The sequence below is a fragment of the Streptomyces sp. BBFR2 genome (genome assembly GCF_044497305.1).
Taxonomy (GTDB): domain Bacteria; phylum Actinomycetota; class Actinomycetes; order Streptomycetales; family Streptomycetaceae; genus Streptomyces.
On the sequence record NZ_CP172415.1, the window covers coordinates 823787 to 840847 of the forward strand.

13 protein-coding genes and 1 pseudogene are annotated in these 17061 nt (G+C 75.6%); 9 read left to right on the plus strand and 5 right to left on the minus strand.

Features of this window, described 5'->3' with window-relative positions; all coding sequences use genetic code 11:
• The first annotated feature begins 81 nt into the window (after positions 1 to 81).
• On the plus strand, positions 82 to 2013 hold the full coding sequence (locus tag ACGH2B_RS02965; RefSeq protein WP_399083585.1) for an exo-alpha-sialidase: 1932 nt from the start codon (positions 82 to 84) through the stop codon (positions 2011 to 2013).
• Positions 2014 to 2037: 24 nt separating this feature from the next.
• On the opposite strand, the gene ACGH2B_RS02970 is transcribed toward ACGH2B_RS02965, so the two are convergent.
• Positions 2038 to 3129, minus strand: coding sequence for a bile acid:sodium symporter family protein (locus ACGH2B_RS02970; protein WP_399083588.1), 1092 nt, complete (start codon positions 3127 to 3129; stop codon positions 2038 to 2040).
• Positions 3130 to 3339: 210 nt separating this feature from the next.
• Here ACGH2B_RS02970 and ACGH2B_RS02975 point away from each other — a divergent pair, with 210 nt between their 5' ends.
• The 3 genes from ACGH2B_RS02975 (at position 3340) to ACGH2B_RS02985 (ending at position 7285) form a co-directional block, all read left to right on the plus strand.
• Positions 3340 to 4206, plus strand: coding sequence for a LysR family transcriptional regulator (locus ACGH2B_RS02975; RefSeq protein WP_399083591.1), 867 nt, complete (start codon positions 3340 to 3342; stop codon positions 4204 to 4206).
• Between the two features lie 271 nt (positions 4207 to 4477).
• Positions 4478 to 6304 (plus strand): AMP-dependent synthetase/ligase, encoded by a 1827-nt coding sequence (locus tag ACGH2B_RS02980; protein WP_399083594.1) that lies wholly within the window; start codon positions 4478 to 4480, stop codon positions 6302 to 6304.
• Between the two features lie 147 nt (positions 6305 to 6451).
• Positions 6452 to 7285, plus strand: coding sequence for an aldo/keto reductase (locus ACGH2B_RS02985; protein WP_399083597.1), 834 nt, complete (start codon positions 6452 to 6454; stop codon positions 7283 to 7285).
• Positions 7286 to 7356: 71 nt separating this feature from the next.
• Here the strand turns inward: ACGH2B_RS02985 and ACGH2B_RS02990 are convergent, their stop codons facing one another.
• The 3 genes from ACGH2B_RS02990 to ACGH2B_RS03000 all read right to left on the minus strand — a co-directional run bounded on the left by ACGH2B_RS02990 (position 7357) and on the right by ACGH2B_RS03000 (position 10345).
• On the minus strand, positions 7357 to 8118 hold the full coding sequence (locus tag ACGH2B_RS02990) for a DUF2637 domain-containing protein (RefSeq protein WP_399083600.1): 762 nt from the start codon (positions 8116 to 8118) through the stop codon (positions 7357 to 7359).
• Between the two features lie 542 nt (positions 8119 to 8660).
• The gene (locus ACGH2B_RS02995) at positions 8661 to 9110 is read right to left on the minus strand and encodes a hypothetical protein (protein WP_399083603.1); all 450 of its coding nucleotides are present in this window, start codon (positions 9108 to 9110) and stop codon (positions 8661 to 8663) included.
• A gap of 251 nt (positions 9111 to 9361) precedes the next feature.
• Positions 9362 to 10345: a class I SAM-dependent methyltransferase gene (locus ACGH2B_RS03000; RefSeq protein ID WP_399083606.1), complete on the minus strand. Its 984-nt coding sequence runs from the start codon at positions 10343 to 10345 to the stop codon at positions 9362 to 9364.
• Between the two features lie 142 nt (positions 10346 to 10487).
• Here ACGH2B_RS03000 and ACGH2B_RS03005 point away from each other — a divergent pair, with 142 nt between their 5' ends.
• The 5 genes and pseudogenes from ACGH2B_RS03005 to ACGH2B_RS03025 all read left to right on the plus strand — a co-directional run.
• Positions 10488 to 11528 (plus strand): DUF1266 domain-containing protein, encoded by a 1041-nt coding sequence (locus tag ACGH2B_RS03005; RefSeq protein WP_399096651.1) that lies wholly within the window; start codon positions 10488 to 10490, stop codon positions 11526 to 11528.
• A gap of 212 nt (positions 11529 to 11740) precedes the next feature.
• Positions 11741 to 13141: a cryptochrome/photolyase family protein gene (locus ACGH2B_RS03010; protein ID WP_399083609.1), complete on the plus strand. Its 1401-nt coding sequence runs from the start codon at positions 11741 to 11743 to the stop codon at positions 13139 to 13141.
• Between the two features lie 463 nt (positions 13142 to 13604).
• Entirely contained in the window at positions 13605 to 14459 is an 855-nt protein-coding gene (locus tag ACGH2B_RS03015) for an endo alpha-1,4 polygalactosaminidase (RefSeq protein ID WP_399083612.1), read from the plus strand.
• A gap of 182 nt (positions 14460 to 14641) precedes the next feature.
• Positions 14642 to 15178: a DUF6286 domain-containing protein gene (locus ACGH2B_RS03020; protein WP_399083615.1), complete on the plus strand. Its 537-nt coding sequence runs from the start codon at positions 14642 to 14644 to the stop codon at positions 15176 to 15178.
• 146 nt (positions 15179 to 15324) lie between these two features.
• A pseudogene (locus ACGH2B_RS03025) lies at positions 15325 to 16194 on the plus strand (YihY/virulence factor BrkB family protein); the annotation flags it as partial.
• A gap of 492 nt (positions 16195 to 16686) precedes the next feature.
• Here the strand turns inward: ACGH2B_RS03025 and ACGH2B_RS03030 are convergent.
• Positions 16687 to 16995: a 4a-hydroxytetrahydrobiopterin dehydratase gene (locus tag ACGH2B_RS03030; protein WP_399083618.1), complete on the minus strand. Its 309-nt coding sequence runs from the start codon at positions 16993 to 16995 to the stop codon at positions 16687 to 16689.
• Positions 16996 to 17061: the final 66 nt, after the last annotated feature.

Consider the following 17061-nt stretch of genomic DNA (forward strand, 5'->3'; position numbering starts at 1 on the left):
ACGGCAGTACGTTCCGTCACACGACATGGGACGTGGGATGTCCTGTGGATGACGCCGATGCCTCGAAGGGCAGGCCGGATCATGACGTCACTCCTGCGCGCACACTCCATCCCCCACCGCAGACCCCGGCGGCGCCGCGCCCTCGCCGCCCTCACCACCCTGGCGGTCCTCGCGCTCGCGCTGCTCCCCGCCGCCCCCGCGGGCGCCGCCACCGACCGGGCCGCGGCCCCGCCCGGCGGCTTCGACCAGCGGATCCTCTTCAGCGCGGCCCAGGACCCGGGCTACGCCTGCTTCCGCATCCCGGCGGTCGTCCGCTCCGTACGGGGCACCCTGCTCGCCTTCGCCGAGGGCCGGGTGCACGACTGCGGCGACGCCGGGGACATCGATCTCGTCCTCAAACGCTCCGCCGACGGCGGCCGGACCTGGGGCCCGCTCCAGGTGATCAACGAAGGCGGCGGCGACACCCACGGCAATCCGGCGCCGGTCGTGGACCGCCGCACCGGCCGCATCGTCCTCGCCGAGACGTACAACAAGGGCCGCACCGACGGCCTGAACTGCGCGATTCCGTGCGAGCGCACCCCGCATCTGCAGTACAGCGACGACGACGGCGCCACCTGGTCGGCGCCGCGCGACCTGAGCCGCTCCCTGCGGCCCGCGCGGTGGAACTCCTGGTACGCGACGGGCCCGGTGCACGGCATCCAGCTCACCCGGGGCCGCCACGCCGGGCGGCTCGTCCTCGGGGTCAACGCCGAGAGCTACGCCGGCGGCCGGGTCACCGCCAACCACGCCGCGCTGGTCCACAGCGACGACGGCGGCACCACCTGGCGCCTCGGCGCCGTCGACACCTGGCCGGTCGCCGCCGACGGCACGTTCCGCCAGAAACCGTCCGAGATGACGCTGCTGGAGCGCGCCGACGGCTCCGTCTACGTCAACGCCCGCGAACAGGACGGCACGGACCTCGGCAACCGCACCGAAGCGGTCAGCCGCGACGGCGGCGCGTCCTTCACCCACCCGTTCCGGACCCTGCCCGGCTTCCTCGCGCCGATGGTGCAGGCGTCGGTGCTCCGGCTGCCCACCGCCGGGGGCGGCAGCCGCACCCTCCTCGCCGCCCCCGCCGACCCGGACCGCCGCCGCGCCATGACGCTCCGCTCCTCGTACGACGAGGGCCGCACCTGGGAGGAGGCCGACGAGGGCGTCCGGGTCACCGGCGACTGGTCCGGCTACTCCGACCTGGTCCCCGTCGCCCCCGGCCTGACCGGGCTGTTCTACGAGGCGGGCGCCGCCGACGCCCGCGACGAGATGCGGTTCGCCCGCTTCACCGACGCCTGGCTCGGGCCGCGCCACCCGCCCGGCCCCACCACCGGGGACCGCGCGCCCGGCGCCCGCCCGGCCACCGTCCTCGGCGGGGCCCGCACCACCCCCGGCGTCCTCGGCCGGGCCCTCGCCTTCGACGGCGCCGACGACGCGGTCCGCGTCCCCTTCCGCACCTCGCTGCCGCTGGACGACGCGGCGTTCACCTGCGTCTTGTGGTTCCGCCACGAGGCGGGCGGCGGTGAACAGCCACTGCTGTGGATGGGCGGCTCGGGCGGCCGGTCCCCGCAGGTCACCCTGGTCGGGGACCCGGCCCGCGGCCGGATCACGGCGACCCTGACCGCCGTCGCGGGCGCCGCGCCCCCGGGCACCGCGACGGTGTCGACGGCGGGCGCCTACGACGACGGCCGCTGGCATCTGCTGGCGCTGCGCCGCACCGGCGGCCGGCTGCTGCTGACGGTGGACGCCACGACGACGGCCGCACCGGACGTGCCGGGGTCGGTCAGCCGCGGCGGGTCCTTCGGCGTCCGCCTCGGCACACGCCTCGACGGCCGCGCCCACTTCACCGGCGCCCTGGACGCGGTGACCGTATACCGCCGGGCCCTGTCCGACACCGACCTGACCGCACTGCGCACCACCGGCCGGGCACCGTCCGGACCTGTCGTGCTCGGCCTGGGCCTGGACCGGGTGACGGCACCCTGACGGAAGCGGGCCGCGGAGGCGGCCCTACCTGGACTCCCCGGCGCCGACCGGCTCACCGGCCGGGGCCCCGGCCGGAGCGTCGCCCGCCGGGGAATCCCCCGGGGAGTCCGCCTCGGGGGAGTCCGCCTCCGGAGCCTCCGCCTCAGCCCGCGCCGCGTACCGCTTCGCCAGCACCGCGCAGACCATCAACTGCATCTGGTGGAAGAGCATCAGCGGCAGCACCGCCAGGCCCGCCTGGGCCCCGAAGAGGACGCTGGCCATCGGCAACCCGGCGGCCAGGCTCTTCTTCGAACCCGCGAAGGTGATCGCGATCCGGTCGGCCCGCCCGAAGCCCAGCTTCCGGGAGCCGTACGACGTCAGCGTCAGCATGATCGCGAGCAGCAGGCCCAGGACGCCGAGGAGGATCAGCAGCCGCAGCGGCGAGACCTGGTGCCAGATCCCGGCGCTCACCCCGGCGCTGAAGGCGCTGTAGACGACCAGCAGGATCGAGCCGCGGTCGACGAGGCCGAGGATCTTCTTGTGCCGGGTGAGGAACCCGCTGATCCAGCGGCGCAGCACCTGCCCCGCCACGAACGGCACCAGCAACTGGCAGACGATCGAGACCAGCGCGCCACCGGAGACGCCCGGCCCCTCGCCGTCCAGGACGAGCGCGGCGAGCAGCGGGGTGACGACGATGCCGACGAGGCTGGAGAACGACCCGGCGCAGATCGCCGCCGCGACGTTGCCGCGCGCGATGGAGGTGAACGCGATCGACGACTGGATCGTGGACGGCACCAGGCACAGGAAGAGCACACCGGTGTACAGCCCGCCCGGCAGGACGTACGGCACCAGTCCGCGGGCGGCCAGACCGAGCAGCGGGAAGAGCACGAACGTGCAGGCCAGGACGGTCAGATGGAGCCGCCAGTGGCGCAGCCCCGCCATCGCCTCGGCGGTCGAGAGGCGGGCGCCGTAGAGAAAGAAGAGGAAGGAGACGGCTCCGGTGGCGGCGGAGTCGGCGACGGTGGCGCCCGCGCCGGTGGCCGGCCACAGCGCGGCGAGTCCGACGGTGGCGAGGAGCGCCAGGATGTATCCGTCCACGGGGAGCCAGGAGGGAAGGGCGAGGGCAGGGCGGCGCATGGTCTCACTTCGGGTCGGTGACATTCGGGCGGCGGCATGGACGGTGCCCTCTCCAGCGTGCCGGGGACCCCGGATATCGGGAACCCCGCTCGCCGCGCTCACTGTGATTCCGGAACGTGATTACCATGATCCCACCGGCCCGTTCCGGCCACTCCGCTCCCCCGGCGCGCGGCCCACGGTGGCCGGATCGCCACCCACCCGAGGTGCCCCGTGTTCGACCCCGCGCAGTTGCGTACGTTCCTGACCGTCGCGCAGACCCTGAGCTTCACCCAGGCCGCGCACCGCATCGGGCTGCGGCAGTCCACCGTCAGCCAGCACGTACGGAAGCTGGAGGAGGCGGCCGGGCGGCGGCTGTTCGCGCGGGACACCCACGGCGTGGAGCTGACCGAGGACGGCGAGGCGATGCTCGGCTTCGCCCGCACGATCCTGGAGGCGAACGAGCGCGCCGCCGGCTTCTTCACCGGTACCCGGCTGCGCGGGCGGCTGCGGTTCGGCGCGTCCGAGGACTTCGTCCTGACGCGGCTGCCGGAGGTTCTGGAGGGGTTCCGCCGCGACCACCCCGAGGTCGATCTGGAGCTGACCGTCGAACTCTCCGGCACCCTCCACGAACTGCTGGCGGCCGGGCGGCTCGACCTCGTCCTGGCCAAGCGGCGACCGGAGGGGCCCGGGGGCCGGCTGGTGTGGCGGGACCGGCTGGTGTGGGTGGGCAGCGACCGGCTGCGGCTCGATCCGCACCGGCCGGTGCCGCTGGTCGTCTTCCCGCCGCCCGCGGTCACCCGCGCCCGGGCGCTGGAATGCCTGGAGGAGCACGGCCGGGCCTGGCGCATCACCTGCACCAGCGGCAGCCTCAACGGTCTGGTGGCCGCCGCCCGCGCCGGGCTCGGGGTGATGGCGCACACCCTCGGCATGATCCCGCCGGGCCTGGTGCGGATGGCACCCCGGGCGGGCCTGCCGGAGCTGGGCGGGGTGGACTTCGTCCTGCTGCACGGACGGCGCGCCACCGCCGCCGCCCGCGGCCCCGCCGAGGCGCTGGCCGACGCGATCCTGGCCGGGGGCGACCGGTTGCAGCTCCCGTGACGGACGGTGACCCATGGCCTCGGCTTCCGGCCGGTGCGGCGCCCCGGATTCACCCCCGCGGTGCAGAGATTCGGTGCAGATACGGTCCCGGGGTCGTGATCGTTCCGCAGGGAGATGACCGGTGCGTGTCCGGTCTTCCGGGGAGTGGTCCGTTTCCTCCGGACGGCCGTCGGGCGGCCCGGCCCGTTCGGAGGGTGGTAACGCCCTGTCGCGGAGCGATGCCGTGGGGTACGGTCGCGGCCGTGTGAGGAGTACCACAAGGAGCGGGTCATTGCGCGAGTTCACCGTGGAGCCGTTGGCGACCGGGCCCCGGGTCGGCGGGCTGGCGGACAGCGTCTTCGACCAGGCGGCACGCGATCCGGAGCGGATCGTGCTCGCCCGTAAGGACGGCGAGGGGCGCTGGCGCGACGTCAGCGCCGCGCGGTTCCGGGACGAGGTCATGGCGCTCGCCAAGGGGCTGCTCGCCCAGGGCGTCCGCTTCGGCGACCGGGTCGGCATCATGTCCCGCACCCGCTACGAATGGACCGTCTTCGACTTCGCCGTCTGGTCGATCGGCGGCCAGTCCGTACCGCTGTACCCGACGTCCTCCGCCGAGCAGGTCTTCTGGATGCTGCACGACGCGGGCGTGACCGCCTGTCTGGTGGAGCACGAGGACCACGCGATGACCGTCGGCTCGGTCATCGGCCGGCTGCCGCGGCTGCGCCGCCTGTGGCAGTTGGACGCGGACCCGGTGGCCGAGCTGACCGCGGCCGGCGCGCACCTCGACGACGACGTGGTGCACCGCCACCGGATGGCCGTCACCCCGGACGCCATCGCCACCGTCATCTACACCTCGGGCACCACCGGCCGCCCCAAGGGCTGCGTCCTGACCCACGCCAACTTCATGGCCGAGGCGGACAACATCGTCGAGCGGTACGAGGCGGCGTTCCACTCCCGGCCCGGCGACCAGGCGTCCACCCTGCTCTTCCTGCCGCTGTCGCACGTCTTCGGCCGGATGATCGAGGTCGCCGCCCTGCGCGGCAAGGTCAAACTGGCCCACCAGCCGGAGCTGAGCGCCCGCGCCCTCCTGCCCGACCTGCGGGCCTTCCGGCCCACCTTCATCCTCGCCGTGCCGTACGTCTTCGAGAAGGTCTTCGCGGCGGCCCGGCGGCAGGCGGAGGCCGAGGGGAGGGAAGGTCCGTTCGACAAGGCCGTCGACGTCGCGGTCCGCTACGCCGAGGCCCTGGAGCGCAAGGCGTTCGGCACCGGCCCCGGGCCGGGTGCCGCCCTGCGGATGCAGCACCAGTTCTTCGACAAGGTCGTCTACAGCAAGGTCCGGGAGGCGCTGGGCGGCCGGGTGCGGCACGCGATGTCCGGCGGCTCCCGTATGGAGCGCCGCCTCGGCCTGTTCTTCGCCGGCGCCGGGGTGCGGATCTTCGAGGGGTACGGCCTGACGGAGTCGACCGCCGCCGCGACCGCCAACCCGCCCGAGCGGACACGGTTCGGCACCGTCGGCATCCCCGTCCCCGGCATCACCGTCCATGTCGCGGACGACGGGGAGATCTGGCTGCGCGGCGACCAGATCTTCCAGGGGTACCTGGGCGATCCGCAGGGCTCCGGGGCCGTACTGCACAACGGCTGGTTCGCCACCGGTGACCTCGGCGCCCTCGACGAGGACGGCTATCTGACGATCACCGGCCGCAAGAAGGAGGTCCTGGTCACCTCCGGCGGCAAGACCCTCTCGCCGGTGGTGCTGGAGGACCGGGTCCGGGCGCACCCCCTGGTGGCGCAGTGCCTCGTCGTCGGCAACGACCGGCCGTTCGTCGCGGCGCTGGTGACGCTGGACCCGGAGGCCGTCAGCCACTGGCTGACGATGCGCGGCAAGCCCGACATGCGCCCGGTGGAGCTGGTGCGGGACCCGGATCTGGAGACGGAGATCCGGCGCGCCGTGGTCGCCGCGAACACCTTGGTGTCGCAGGCCGAGTCGATCCGTACGTTCCGGATACTGGCCCATCAGTTCAGCGAGGCGCAGGGGCTGCTGACGCCGTCGCTGAAGCTGAAGCGGAAGGCCATAGAGGCGGCGTACACGGCTGAGGTGGAGGCGCTCTACCGGGGCTGATGCCCAGGTGGGGGCGGACGGCGGGCCCCGGCCGGATCGCCGGGCAGCCGGGCCGCCGGGCGGAATTTCTCTCCTCACGGGGAATGCGTGACGGCGGAAGATCGTTGTTCCTTCCGCACCTCCCCCGCAACGTAAGGATCGATCCCTGTGAGCCAGGTCCCCACCATCACGCTCAACAACGGCGTCGCGATGCCGCAGCTCGGGTTCGGCGTCTGGCAGGTGCCGGACGACGAAGCGACCGCCGCCGTGGGCCACGCCCTGGAGGCGGGCTACCGCAGCATCGACACCGCCGCGATCTACGGCAACGAAGAGGGCACCGGCAAGGCGCTCGCGGCCTCCGGCATCCCCCGTGACGAGCTGTTCGTCACCACCAAGCTGTGGAACGCCGAGCAGGGCTACGACGCCACACTGCGCGCCTTCGACGCCTCCCTGGACAAGCTGGGGCTGGACCACGTCGACCTCTACCTGATCCACTGGCCGCTGCCGGCCAAGGACACCTACGTCGACACCTACCGCGCCTTCGAGAAGATCTACGAGGAGGGCCGCGCCCGGGCCATCGGCGTCTCCAACTTCCTCCCCGCCCACCTGGAGCGGCTGCTGGGCGAGACCTCGATCGTCCCGGCGGTCAACCAGATCGAGCTGCACCCGTACTTCCCGCAGGCCGAGGCCCGCGCGGTGCACGCCCGGCACGGCATCGCGACGGAGGCGTGGTCGCCGCTGGGCCAGGGCAAGGGTCTGCTGTCCGAGCCGGTGCTCGCGGAGATCGCGGCCAAGCACGGTGTGACGCCCGCCAAGGTGGTGCTGCGCTGGCACCTCCAGCTCGGCAACGTCGTCATCCCGAAGTCGGTGACGCCGTCGCGGATCGCCGCCAACATCGACATCTTCGGCTTCGCGCTGGACGACGCCGACCTCGCGGCCCTCGCCGGTCTCGACAACGGCACCCGCCTCGGTCCGGACCCGGCCACGTTCGACGTGGTCTGAGCACCGCGGACGAGAACGCGCCGCTGCCCCGGTCCGTCGGGGCGGCGGCGCGTCGCGGTGCGGGCGGTGATCTACGGGCGGCTGGGCGCTTTGCGGTGGTGTCCGTTGCCCGGTTCCTCCGCCGGGGCGGGGCGCGGCGGCGCGGGCGGCTCGATCTGGCGCACCAACTGATGGAACGAGAGCAGTGCGGTGATCGGCGGCAGCCCGGCGACGCTGATGGCGGAGAGCGTCAGCGGGGCGTGCGCGACGCACAGCACGACGGCGAGTGCGGAGAAGAGGATCACCACGCACCACGAGTGCGCGACGCGGCGGCCGTTGACGGAGGCGCGCAGGATGGCGATCGACGCGACCATCCAGGGGCCGTAGATCAGCAGCGGCCACAGGTCGGCGAGGCCGCCGGAGGCGCCCTGGGAGGCGAGGGCGCGCAGTGGCGCGTAGCAGACCATGGCGCCCAGCACGCTGATCATCACGGCGGTCAGGGCGGCGACGGCGGCGCTCACCCGCCGCGCCCAGGACCGCAGCCGGACGCCGTCGGCGCGGTGGATGCCGGGCCGGTGCTGCCGGGTGCGCGCATGGCTGATGGCGGGCCCGGCGGGTGGCGGCGCCGGGTATCCGGCGCTCAGGTGCGGATCCTGGGGCGCCGGTCCGTCGGTCTCCCACACCGGGACGTTCTCCCAGGCGACCGCCTCGAACCCGTAAGGGTCCGGCTGAGGTGCGAACAGCGGGATGCCGACCTGGGGTTCGGCGTCCCGGACCGTACGGGAGAAGGTGCCGTGGCTCGGCACGAATTCATCGGTCTGCTGTGCCGGGATGTAGGTCTGGGTCTCGTGCACGTCATGTCTTTCGGGAGGAGGACCGGCCGGGGCGCGCGTGCGCCGCGGGCCCGCTCCGGCGGCCGGCGCCGGGGCGGGCCCGCGGGGGCGGGGCCGGGTCGGGTGAGGGACGTGGTCGCAGGGGGACGTTCACGGGCGGTGCGCGGCGCCGGGCCGTCCCCGGGCCGCGGCGCCGGACGCCCGGGGGCGCGCGGCGGCGGGGCGGAATCCGCGTATACGCCGGGCCCGGGCGGACGTACGGCGGGCGGGCGGCGGCCCCGCGCAGGTACCGCGGCGGCCGGCGGGACGGCGGCGGGGCGGCCCGCCGGGTCCGGCGGCTCGGCGTGCGGCGGGGCCACCCGGCCGTGCGCGGTCACTGGCGCGTGCTGACGTCACGCCCGGTCCAACGAACAAACCGGCCAGTCGTACATGCTGCATTCGAGTGATGCGGAGGCACACGGAATCGCGAACGGGTTCGGCCGGTCGGCGGAGCGCGCCGTGTCGCACGCGCATCGTCCGGCCGAACGGCAGCCGGGCCCGGCGGACGGCCCCCGGTGGGCGGTTCAGCGGCGGCAGCGGCGGCGCCCCCGGCAGCAGCCCCAGCGTGCGCCGGAGCCCAGGAGGCTCAGCCCGATGCCGAGCATCCAACTGTCCTTGGCGAGCGGGATGCCGTTCTGGGTGGGGCGCAGACTGCCGGGCTCGCGCATCCCGGGGGTGCGGAGGTAGAGGCCGACGAGGCCGGCGGAGAAGCCGGTGAGGCCGAGTCCGGCGAGGCGGCTGGGGACGGCGGGGACGAGCAGGGCGCTGCCGACGGCCACCTCCGTCCAGGCCAGCAGCCGGACGAAGGTGCCCGGTTCGAGCTTGTCCAGGAACGGGTACGCGGTGCAGGCCATGCCGTGGATCCCGGCGGCGGTCTCCTCGTCGGCCTTCAGCTTGCCCAGGCCGGAGTTGAGGATGAACGCGCCGGTGGCCAGGCGCGGGGCGACGTCACGTGGTTCGGGCACCAGCTTCATCGAAGCCTCCCTGGATCGGGTCGTCGGTCCCCCGGTCGAGCGTAACCAGGGGCCGCCGGGGCTGCCATGTCACCGGTGCCGGGCGGCGTTCCGGGGCGCGGCCCGCGCGCCCCGGTCGCCGGACGGGCGGCGTTCCGGGGCGCGGGGCCAGGGGTTTTCCGTGCCTCGTGGATCAGGGGGTGGGCGTCCGGTGCGGGCCGTCCGCGGGCGGGACGGCGGCCGTCGCGCGGTGCGGCACCGGAAGGGCGCCCCTACCGCGCGCGGGCCGCGTGCACGGTCTGGGCGGCGAGGAGGAAGACGTCGGGGCGGCGGGCGAGGCCGGCCGGGTCGTGGGGGTCGAGGAGGCGGGTGACGGTGGCGAGGTCGTCGGGGGCGAGGTCGTCGCCGAACGCCTCGGCGGCGCGGGCCAGTCCGGTGCTCACGTACGCGCGGCCCTCGGCGGAGAGCGGGGCGGGCAGGTCGACGAGGAAGCTGCGGCTGCGCGGGGCGGTCAGTCCGGCGTCGGTGAGGAAGGCCGGCCAGTCCTCGACGGTGTTCTCGGCGCCGGGCAGCGAGGCCCGCATCCGCGCGAACCACTCCTCGGTCGCCGCGTCCAGCCGCGCCTGGAGTCCCGGGCGGCCCAGTCCGATGTCGCGGGGCAGGAAGCGCTGCGGCAGGCCGCCTTCGGAGAGGGCGAGAACGCCGCCGGGGCGCAGGTGGCGGGCGAGTGCGGCGACGGCGCGCCGCTGGTCGCCGACGTGGTGCAGGGTCCGGCTGGACCAGATGAGGTCGGCGTCGCCCACGGGCCCGGTCGGGTGGCCGCCCAGGTCCGTCGGCGCGTCACCGGGCAGGGTGTCCAGGCCGTCGGGGAGTTCGGCGCGATGGGTGGTGACGCGGCCGTCGAGGCCGAGGGCGGCGGCCCGGGCGCGGGTGCGGTCCAGCAGTGCGGGCGTCGGGTCGACCGCGACGACCTCCGCCTCCGGGAACGCGCGGGCCAGCAGGCAGGTGGCGACGCCGGGGCCGCTGCCGACGTCGAGGACGCGGCGGACGGGGGTGCCCTGCGGGGTGAGGGTGCGCAGCCAGGCGGCGGCCTGTTCGAAGACGGCGGAGTGGAGTTCGGCGCCGCTCTCCAGGAGCGGGCCCATCACCTCCCAGTCCATGTCGGCGTCACCGTGGCGGTGTCCGGGGGCGTGCGTGCCGTGGTCGTGCGCGGGGGTGTGCGGATGGGCGGTGCCGTGGGCCTCGTCGTGCGTCATGGGGCGAGCCTGGACCGGTCACCGGCGGGAGGCAAGCTTCGTTGCCGGTTCGGCAAGGCCACCGGTGGCGGGAAGAGACTCCCTGGTGGCGGCGGTCCGGGACGGACGCCATAGGGTCGGCCGGATGGGAACTCCGGTATGGATGCCGCCGACGGACACCGAGCGGCGGCTGTGTGAGGCGACGGCGCGGGGCGATCTGCAGGGCCAGGTCGCGGCCGTGGCGGGCGAGGATCTCTACCTGGTGGCGCCGCAGCCGGGCCAGGATCCGCTGCCGGTCTACGACGACCCGGTGGCCGGCGGGACGTGTCTGCCGGTGCTGACCCGGGGCATGCTGCCGCCCTGGCAGCCGCAGCAGTTCTTCGACCGGGTCTCGGTCGAAGAGCTGGCGCAGGACTGGCCGAACGACAAGTGGCGGCTCGCGGTCAACCCGGGGACGCCGGCGGCCGCGTACCTCACGGCGACGCCCGCGCACCGTACGGGCTGGCTCCAGGCGCGCGCCCACTTCGGCGTCCGGCCCGGCGGGCTGCTGACCACGCTCGCCGCCGGGCCGCTGCACGGGCCGCCGGCGCAGGGCCTGGCCTGCGGGGCGCCGCTCGCGGTCCATCACAGCGTGCCGTGGAACGAGCTGGGCACCCTCGTCCTCGACCACGCCACGGACGCGCAGACGCTGCGCGAGCAGTGGTCGGTGACCGATCCGGCGTCCTGGCAGGAGCGGCTGGAGCAGCTTCTCGGCGGCCACTTCCTGCCCGCCGGCACCGAGGCGGCGCTCCGCGCCCGCCAAGACGGCACCTCCGACGAGGACGGCGGAGCGGCGGACGGCGGGATGCCCGAGCTGGTGACGCGGTACGAGGAGCGGCTGCGTACGGACGGGTTGCTGCCCGCGGACGGGCGGGTGGCCTCGGTGCTGGCGCTGGACCTGGCCCACGCGGTGGATCTCGTCCGCCGGGGCCTGAGCGCGCGGCTGTGCGCCCCGCCGCAGGCCGAGGAGGCGGTCCTGCGGGTCGGTGCGCTGGCCCGGGAGGCGTACGACTCCTGGGAGGGGTACGCGGCCGGGTACACGCTGGGCCGGCTGCTCGCCTTCGACAACGGCTGGTTCGGCGCCCCGTACGCCGAGACGGTGCATGTGCACCGGGTGCTCACCCAGGATCCGGCGTCGCCCTGGCGGGGGCTGGCGTTCGGCTGAGGGCGGTGCGCGGCGGGGCCGGTTCGTGCCGGAGGGGCGGCGTCCGGCCGGGGTCGGGCGGCCTGGCCGGGCGGAGGGTTCGACCTGGCCGGGCGGCTGCCCCGGCCGGGTGACGAGCAGGTACGAGGCGGAGCCGGGCGGTGGTTCGTGCGGCACGCGGGGCGGCCCGGCGGCGCCCGGAGATCACTCGGCGGGTGCGCCAAGGTGGGCGTATGGATACCGCCGTATGTCTCTTCACCTCCGACCTCCGGGTGCACGATCAGCCGGTGCTGCGGGCGGCGGTGCGCGCCGCGGGGCGGGTGGTGCCGCTGTTCGTCGTGGATGCGGGGGTGGCGGCGGCCGGGTTCGTGACGGCGAACCGGGCCGCCTTCCTGGCGCAGGCGCTGGCCGATCTCGACGCGCGGTTGCGCTCCCGGGGCGGGCGGCTGGTCATCCGTACGGGTGAGGTGGTGGCCGAGACCTGCAAGGTGGCGGCGGAGTGCGGCGCCGGGCAGGTGCATCTGGCGGCGGGGGTGTCCGGCTACGCGGCGCGCCGGGAGCGGCGGCTCGACCGTGAACTCACCGCCGCGGGGCGGAGGTTGGTGGTGCACGACGCGGTGATCACGGCGGTGCCGCCGGGTGCGGTGGTCCCCTCAGGCGGTTCCCGTTCCGGGGCGGGCAAGGACCATTTCGCGGTGTTCACACCGTACTTCCGGCGGTGGCAGGCCGAGGGGACACGTCCGGTGACGGCCGCGCCGCGCGCCTTGACGGTGCCGGAAGGGGTGCGCTCGGCGGCGCTGCCGACGGCCGGGGAGCTCTGCCCCGGGGGCCGCCCCTCGCCGGGGCTCCCGGAGGGCGGCGAGACGGCCGGGCGGCGCCGCTTCGCCGCCTGGCAACGCGCGGGCATGGCCGCCTACGAGGACCGGCACGACGATCTGCCGGGCGACGCCACCTCGCGCCTGTCGCCGTATCTGCACTTCGGGTGCGTCTCCCCGGTGGAGCTGGTCCGCAAGGCGGCGGCCCGGGGCGACGCGGGGGCGCGTGCCTTCGTACGGCAGCTCGCCTGGCGGGATTTCCACCATCAGGTGCTGGCGGCGCGTCCCGCGGCGGCGTGGGCGGACTACCGGCCCCGGGGCGACCGCTGGCGGGGCGACGGCGCGGAGGCGGCGGCCTGGCGGGAGGGGCGTACCGGTTATCCGGTGGTCGACGCGGCGATGCGGCAGTTGCGGCACGAGGGGTGGACGCACAACCGTGCCCGGCTGCTGGCCGCGAGTTTCCTGGCGAAGACGCTGTACGTGGACTGGCGGGTCGGGGCGCGGCACTTCCTCGATCTGCTGGTGGACGGCGATGTCGCCGACAACCAGCTCAACTGGCAGTGGGTGGCGGGCACCGGCACCGACACCCGCCCCAACCGCGTCCTCAACCCGGTCGCCCAGGGCCGCCGCTTCGACCCGGACGGCGCGTACGTACGGCGCTGGGTACCGGAGTTGGCCGAGCTGCCGGGCGCCGCCGCCCATCGCCCGTGGCGGCTGGATCCCCGGGAACGGGCCGCGCTGGACTATCCGCCCCCGCTGGTCGACCTCACCGACGGCCTGGTCCGCTTCCGCCGGGCGAGGGGGCTGGAGGCGGGCTGAGCGGGGGAAACGGGGGCCTGTCGCTCCAGGGCGCGGGGACCCGGCGGCCGTGACCGTGCGGCGGGGCGGAGGCCGGGTGGCCGGACAAGGCCGGGCCCGGGCCGGACCCGGCCGGGCGGGGCACGGCGACCGCGCGCCCGGAACGGCCCGGTGGCCACGACCGTACGGAGAGCCGGGCCCGCGGCGCCATGGGCCCGGCGGTGACCGCGACGAGGCCGGAGGCCGGGCGACCCGGCCGGAATCGGTGACCGGCGCGGCCCTGGCCTCATAGCCGTACGAGGGGGCACCGGCGGTCCGTTCCCCGGTGGCCGTACCGGGGAACAGCCCCGCAGGGGGCGCCCGTCGGCCCGCCGCGCCCCGGTGCGTACGCTTCCGGTGTCCCGTCGAGCGCGCCGCGCGTGTGCTCCCGGTCCGTCGCCGGGCCGGTTCCCCGGGGTGCCCCCGACCGAAAGCTGATGCCGTCGTGCGCCGCCCGTTCCGCCGTTCCGTGCTGCTCCTCGCCCTGTGGTGCTCGGTGACCGCCCTCGCCGGGTGCTCCCCCACCGCCGGTGGCCCGGCCGGGGCACGGCCCGCCACCGCCGCGTCCGGAAAGGTGCGACTGCCGCCCGCGGACGCCGTCTTCGACTACCAGTTGGGCGGCGCGTATCCGCCGCGGGACGACGTGCGGGTGGTCTCCCGCGACCGCACCGCGAAACCGGCGAAGGGCCGCTACTCCGTCTGCTACGTGAACGCCTTCCAGACGCAGCCCGGCGCGGCGGTCGGCTGGTGGCGGCGGCACCACCCCGATCTGCTGCTGCACGAGGACGGCGACGACGGGCCGCTGGTGATCGACGAGGACTGGGACGAGCCGCTGCTGGACGTGTCCACGCCCGCGAAGCGCACCGCCGCCGCGAAGATCGTGGGCGGCTGGATCGACGGCTGCGCCACGGCGGGCTTCGACGCCGTCGAGGCCGACAACCTCGATTCGTACGAACGCTCCGGCGGGCGGCTCGACGCGGACGACGCGGCGGCGTTCGCCGGGCTGCTGGCGCGGCGGGCGCACGCGCGGGGGCTGGCCTTCGCGCAGAAGAACACCGCCGATCTGCTCGGGCGGAAAGGCCGGATCGGCTTCGACTTCGCGGTGACCGAGGAGTGCGCCCGCTACCGGGAGTGCGACCGCTATCTGTCCGCCTACGACGGCCGGGTCTTCGACATCGAATACCGCACCCGGGACTTCACCGGCGGCTGCCGCCACTGGGGCGAGCGCCTCTCCCTGACCCTGCGCGATCGTGACGTACGGCCGGAGGGGGAGGACGGCTACGTGTACCGGCACTGCTGAGGACGGGCGCGGAATCCGGCCCGGCCCCCTATCGGGAGGGGTTCGGGCACGGCGGGGCCGCCGGATGAGGTTGACTTCACGGGGACAGTGGGCAGGCGAGAGGGGCGGACGCGATGCCGGAAGTGTCCGGTGGGGCGGAAGGGACCGGGGAGCGCCGGGCACCCGGGCCGAGGAGGACGAGGATGCGGGGAACGGAACGCCGGTGGCGGGCGGCGCTGACGGTGGCTGCCGTGGTGCCGTGCGGTGCCGCGGCGGCGGTGGTGTGGGGCGCCCGGCCGCTCCCCGGGCCCGCCGGGCGGACGGGGGTGCTCACCGCTCTGCTCGACGGGGTGGTGTCCGCCCTGCGACTGGCCGATGGATGGCTGGTGGCGGGCGGCGCGCTGCTGGCGCTGCTGGGCGTGGCGATGGTGGCGCTGGCCCTGGTGCCGGGCGGGCTCCGGGAGGGCGCCGGGGCGCGGCTGCCGGTCGCCGCCCTCGACCGGCGCGGAGTGGGCACCCTGCTGCGGGACACCGCCCTGCGGGTGCCGGGCATCGCGCGGGCCCGGGTGCGGGTGCGCGGCGGCCGGGCCGTGGTCCGGGCGGTGCTGGTGTTCGGTGATCCGGCCGAGGCGCGGGCCGCGCTCACCGCGGAGCTGCGCGCCCTGCGCGATCTGCTGGGCCTTACCGGGCCGCCGCGTCTGGTGATCCGGCTGGCGCCCGCCCACCACCTGATGCCCTGACCCGGGCGGCGTCGCCCCTGGGCGCGTACCGACATCCCCCCTGCTCACGTGAAGGATGGATACGACATGGCCGGGAGCGGTTCAGGCCGCGGGCCGCACCGCACACCGCCGGGCGCCGTCGCGCCGCGCCGCCGCGGGAGGTCCGGGTGAGCGCCGGGGCCGCCCCGGGCGGCGGGCCGCGGCGGGCGCTGCCGACGGCGCGGCAGTGGCGTACCGCGCTGCGCCGGACGCCGCTGTCGGTGTGGCACGACGATGTGACGGACTGGGCGGCGAGCCTGACGTACTACTCCGTGCTGGCGCTGCTGCCCTCGACGATCGTGACGGTGTCGCTGATCGGGCTGGCCGATCCCCCGGCCACCGAGCAGTTGATCAACCATCTGACGTCGCTGGCGCCGGCCGATTCCGGGCCCACGCTGCGGCGGGCGCTGGTGGGCATGGCGCATCAGCGGACCGCCGCGTGGATGCTGGTCGGCGGTGCGCTGGTCAGTGCGGTCTGGTCGTCGTGCAGCTATCTCGCGGTGTTCCGGCGGGCGCTGCACGCCATGAACCGGGTGAAGGACGACCGGCCGCCGTGGCGGAAGGCGCCGCGCATCCTCGCCACCGCGCTGCTGCTGATCGCGCTGCTCATCAGCTCGGCGGTGGCGCTGCTGGTGAGCGGGCCGATCGCGACGGCCCTGGGCCGGGCGCTGGACCTGGGCGAGGCCGGTGAGGAGACCTGGAACCTCCTCCAGTGGCCGCTGCTGTTGCTGCTGGCCGTGGTGTGGGTGATGGTGCTCTACCGCTCCGGCCCGCCGCCCTCGCGCGGGGTGCCGCGCGCCGTGCCGGGCGGGGTGGTCGCGGTGCTGATGTGGCTGGTCTCGTCGGCGGCGTTCACCTTCTACGCGTCGTACGTCGGCACGTTCAACCGCCTCTACGGGTCGCTGGCCGGGCCGGTGGTCTTCCTGATCTGGCTGTGGTTCTCCCATCTGTCGCTGCTCTCGGGCGCCCAGTTCAACGTGGAGCTGCGGCGGGCGGGGTGGCACGGCGGGGAGAGGGACGGGCGCGCTTTCCGGGGTGACCGGGGGTCCGTGGCCGGGCCCGGTCCGGCGGCCGGATCCGGCCTCGCGTCCGGGGCGGAGGAGGGGGCGGCGTCACCGTCCGGGGAGGAGTCCGTGGCGCCTTCGGAGCCGGGGCGCGCGGCGGGGCAGGAGCCGGACGCCGTGCCGGGTGCCGGGCCCGGACCCGCGTCGCGGCCGGAGCCGTCGCCGGACTCCGTACCGGGCCCCGCGGCCGGGCCGGCCCCGGAGCCGTCCGTGCGGGGGAAGGTGCCGCGACCCGGCCCGGGGGTCGGCCGCTCCTCGGGCTGAGGCTGCGGGCAGGGGCGGTACGGCGGCGCTGCGCACCCCGGCGTCCGGCCCGGGCGCGGCACCCGCCCCGGGCGTGATCCGGCCCCGGGGCGGCCGGGCGCTCCGGCCACCGGCCCCCGTCGCCGCCTCGCGTCCGCCCGTGACCTTCCCGCGTCCGCCCTCTCAGTCCGCCCCGTGCGCTGCGGCGATGGCCTCGATGCGGTGGGCCAGGGCGAAGTCGAGGGCGGTGATGCGGCCGCCGGCGCTGTGGGTGTTGACCGCGACGGCGAGCCGGTTGTAGCCGAGGGTGAGGTCGGCGTGGTGGCCCAGTTCCTCCTGGATCTGGGCGATGTGGAGGACCATCGCGGCGGCCGGGAAGTGGCCCGCGAAGTGGTAGCCGCGGCGCAGCAGCCCGTCGGAGACCGACCAGCCGGGCAGGTCCCCGAGCCGGGCGTCGATGTCCTGGTCACTGAGCGGTTCCGGCTGGGGCATTCCGTCGCCTCCTCGTCGTCCCCCGGCGCGGCCGCTCCGCGCCGGGCGGGCCGGGCGCGGGGACGC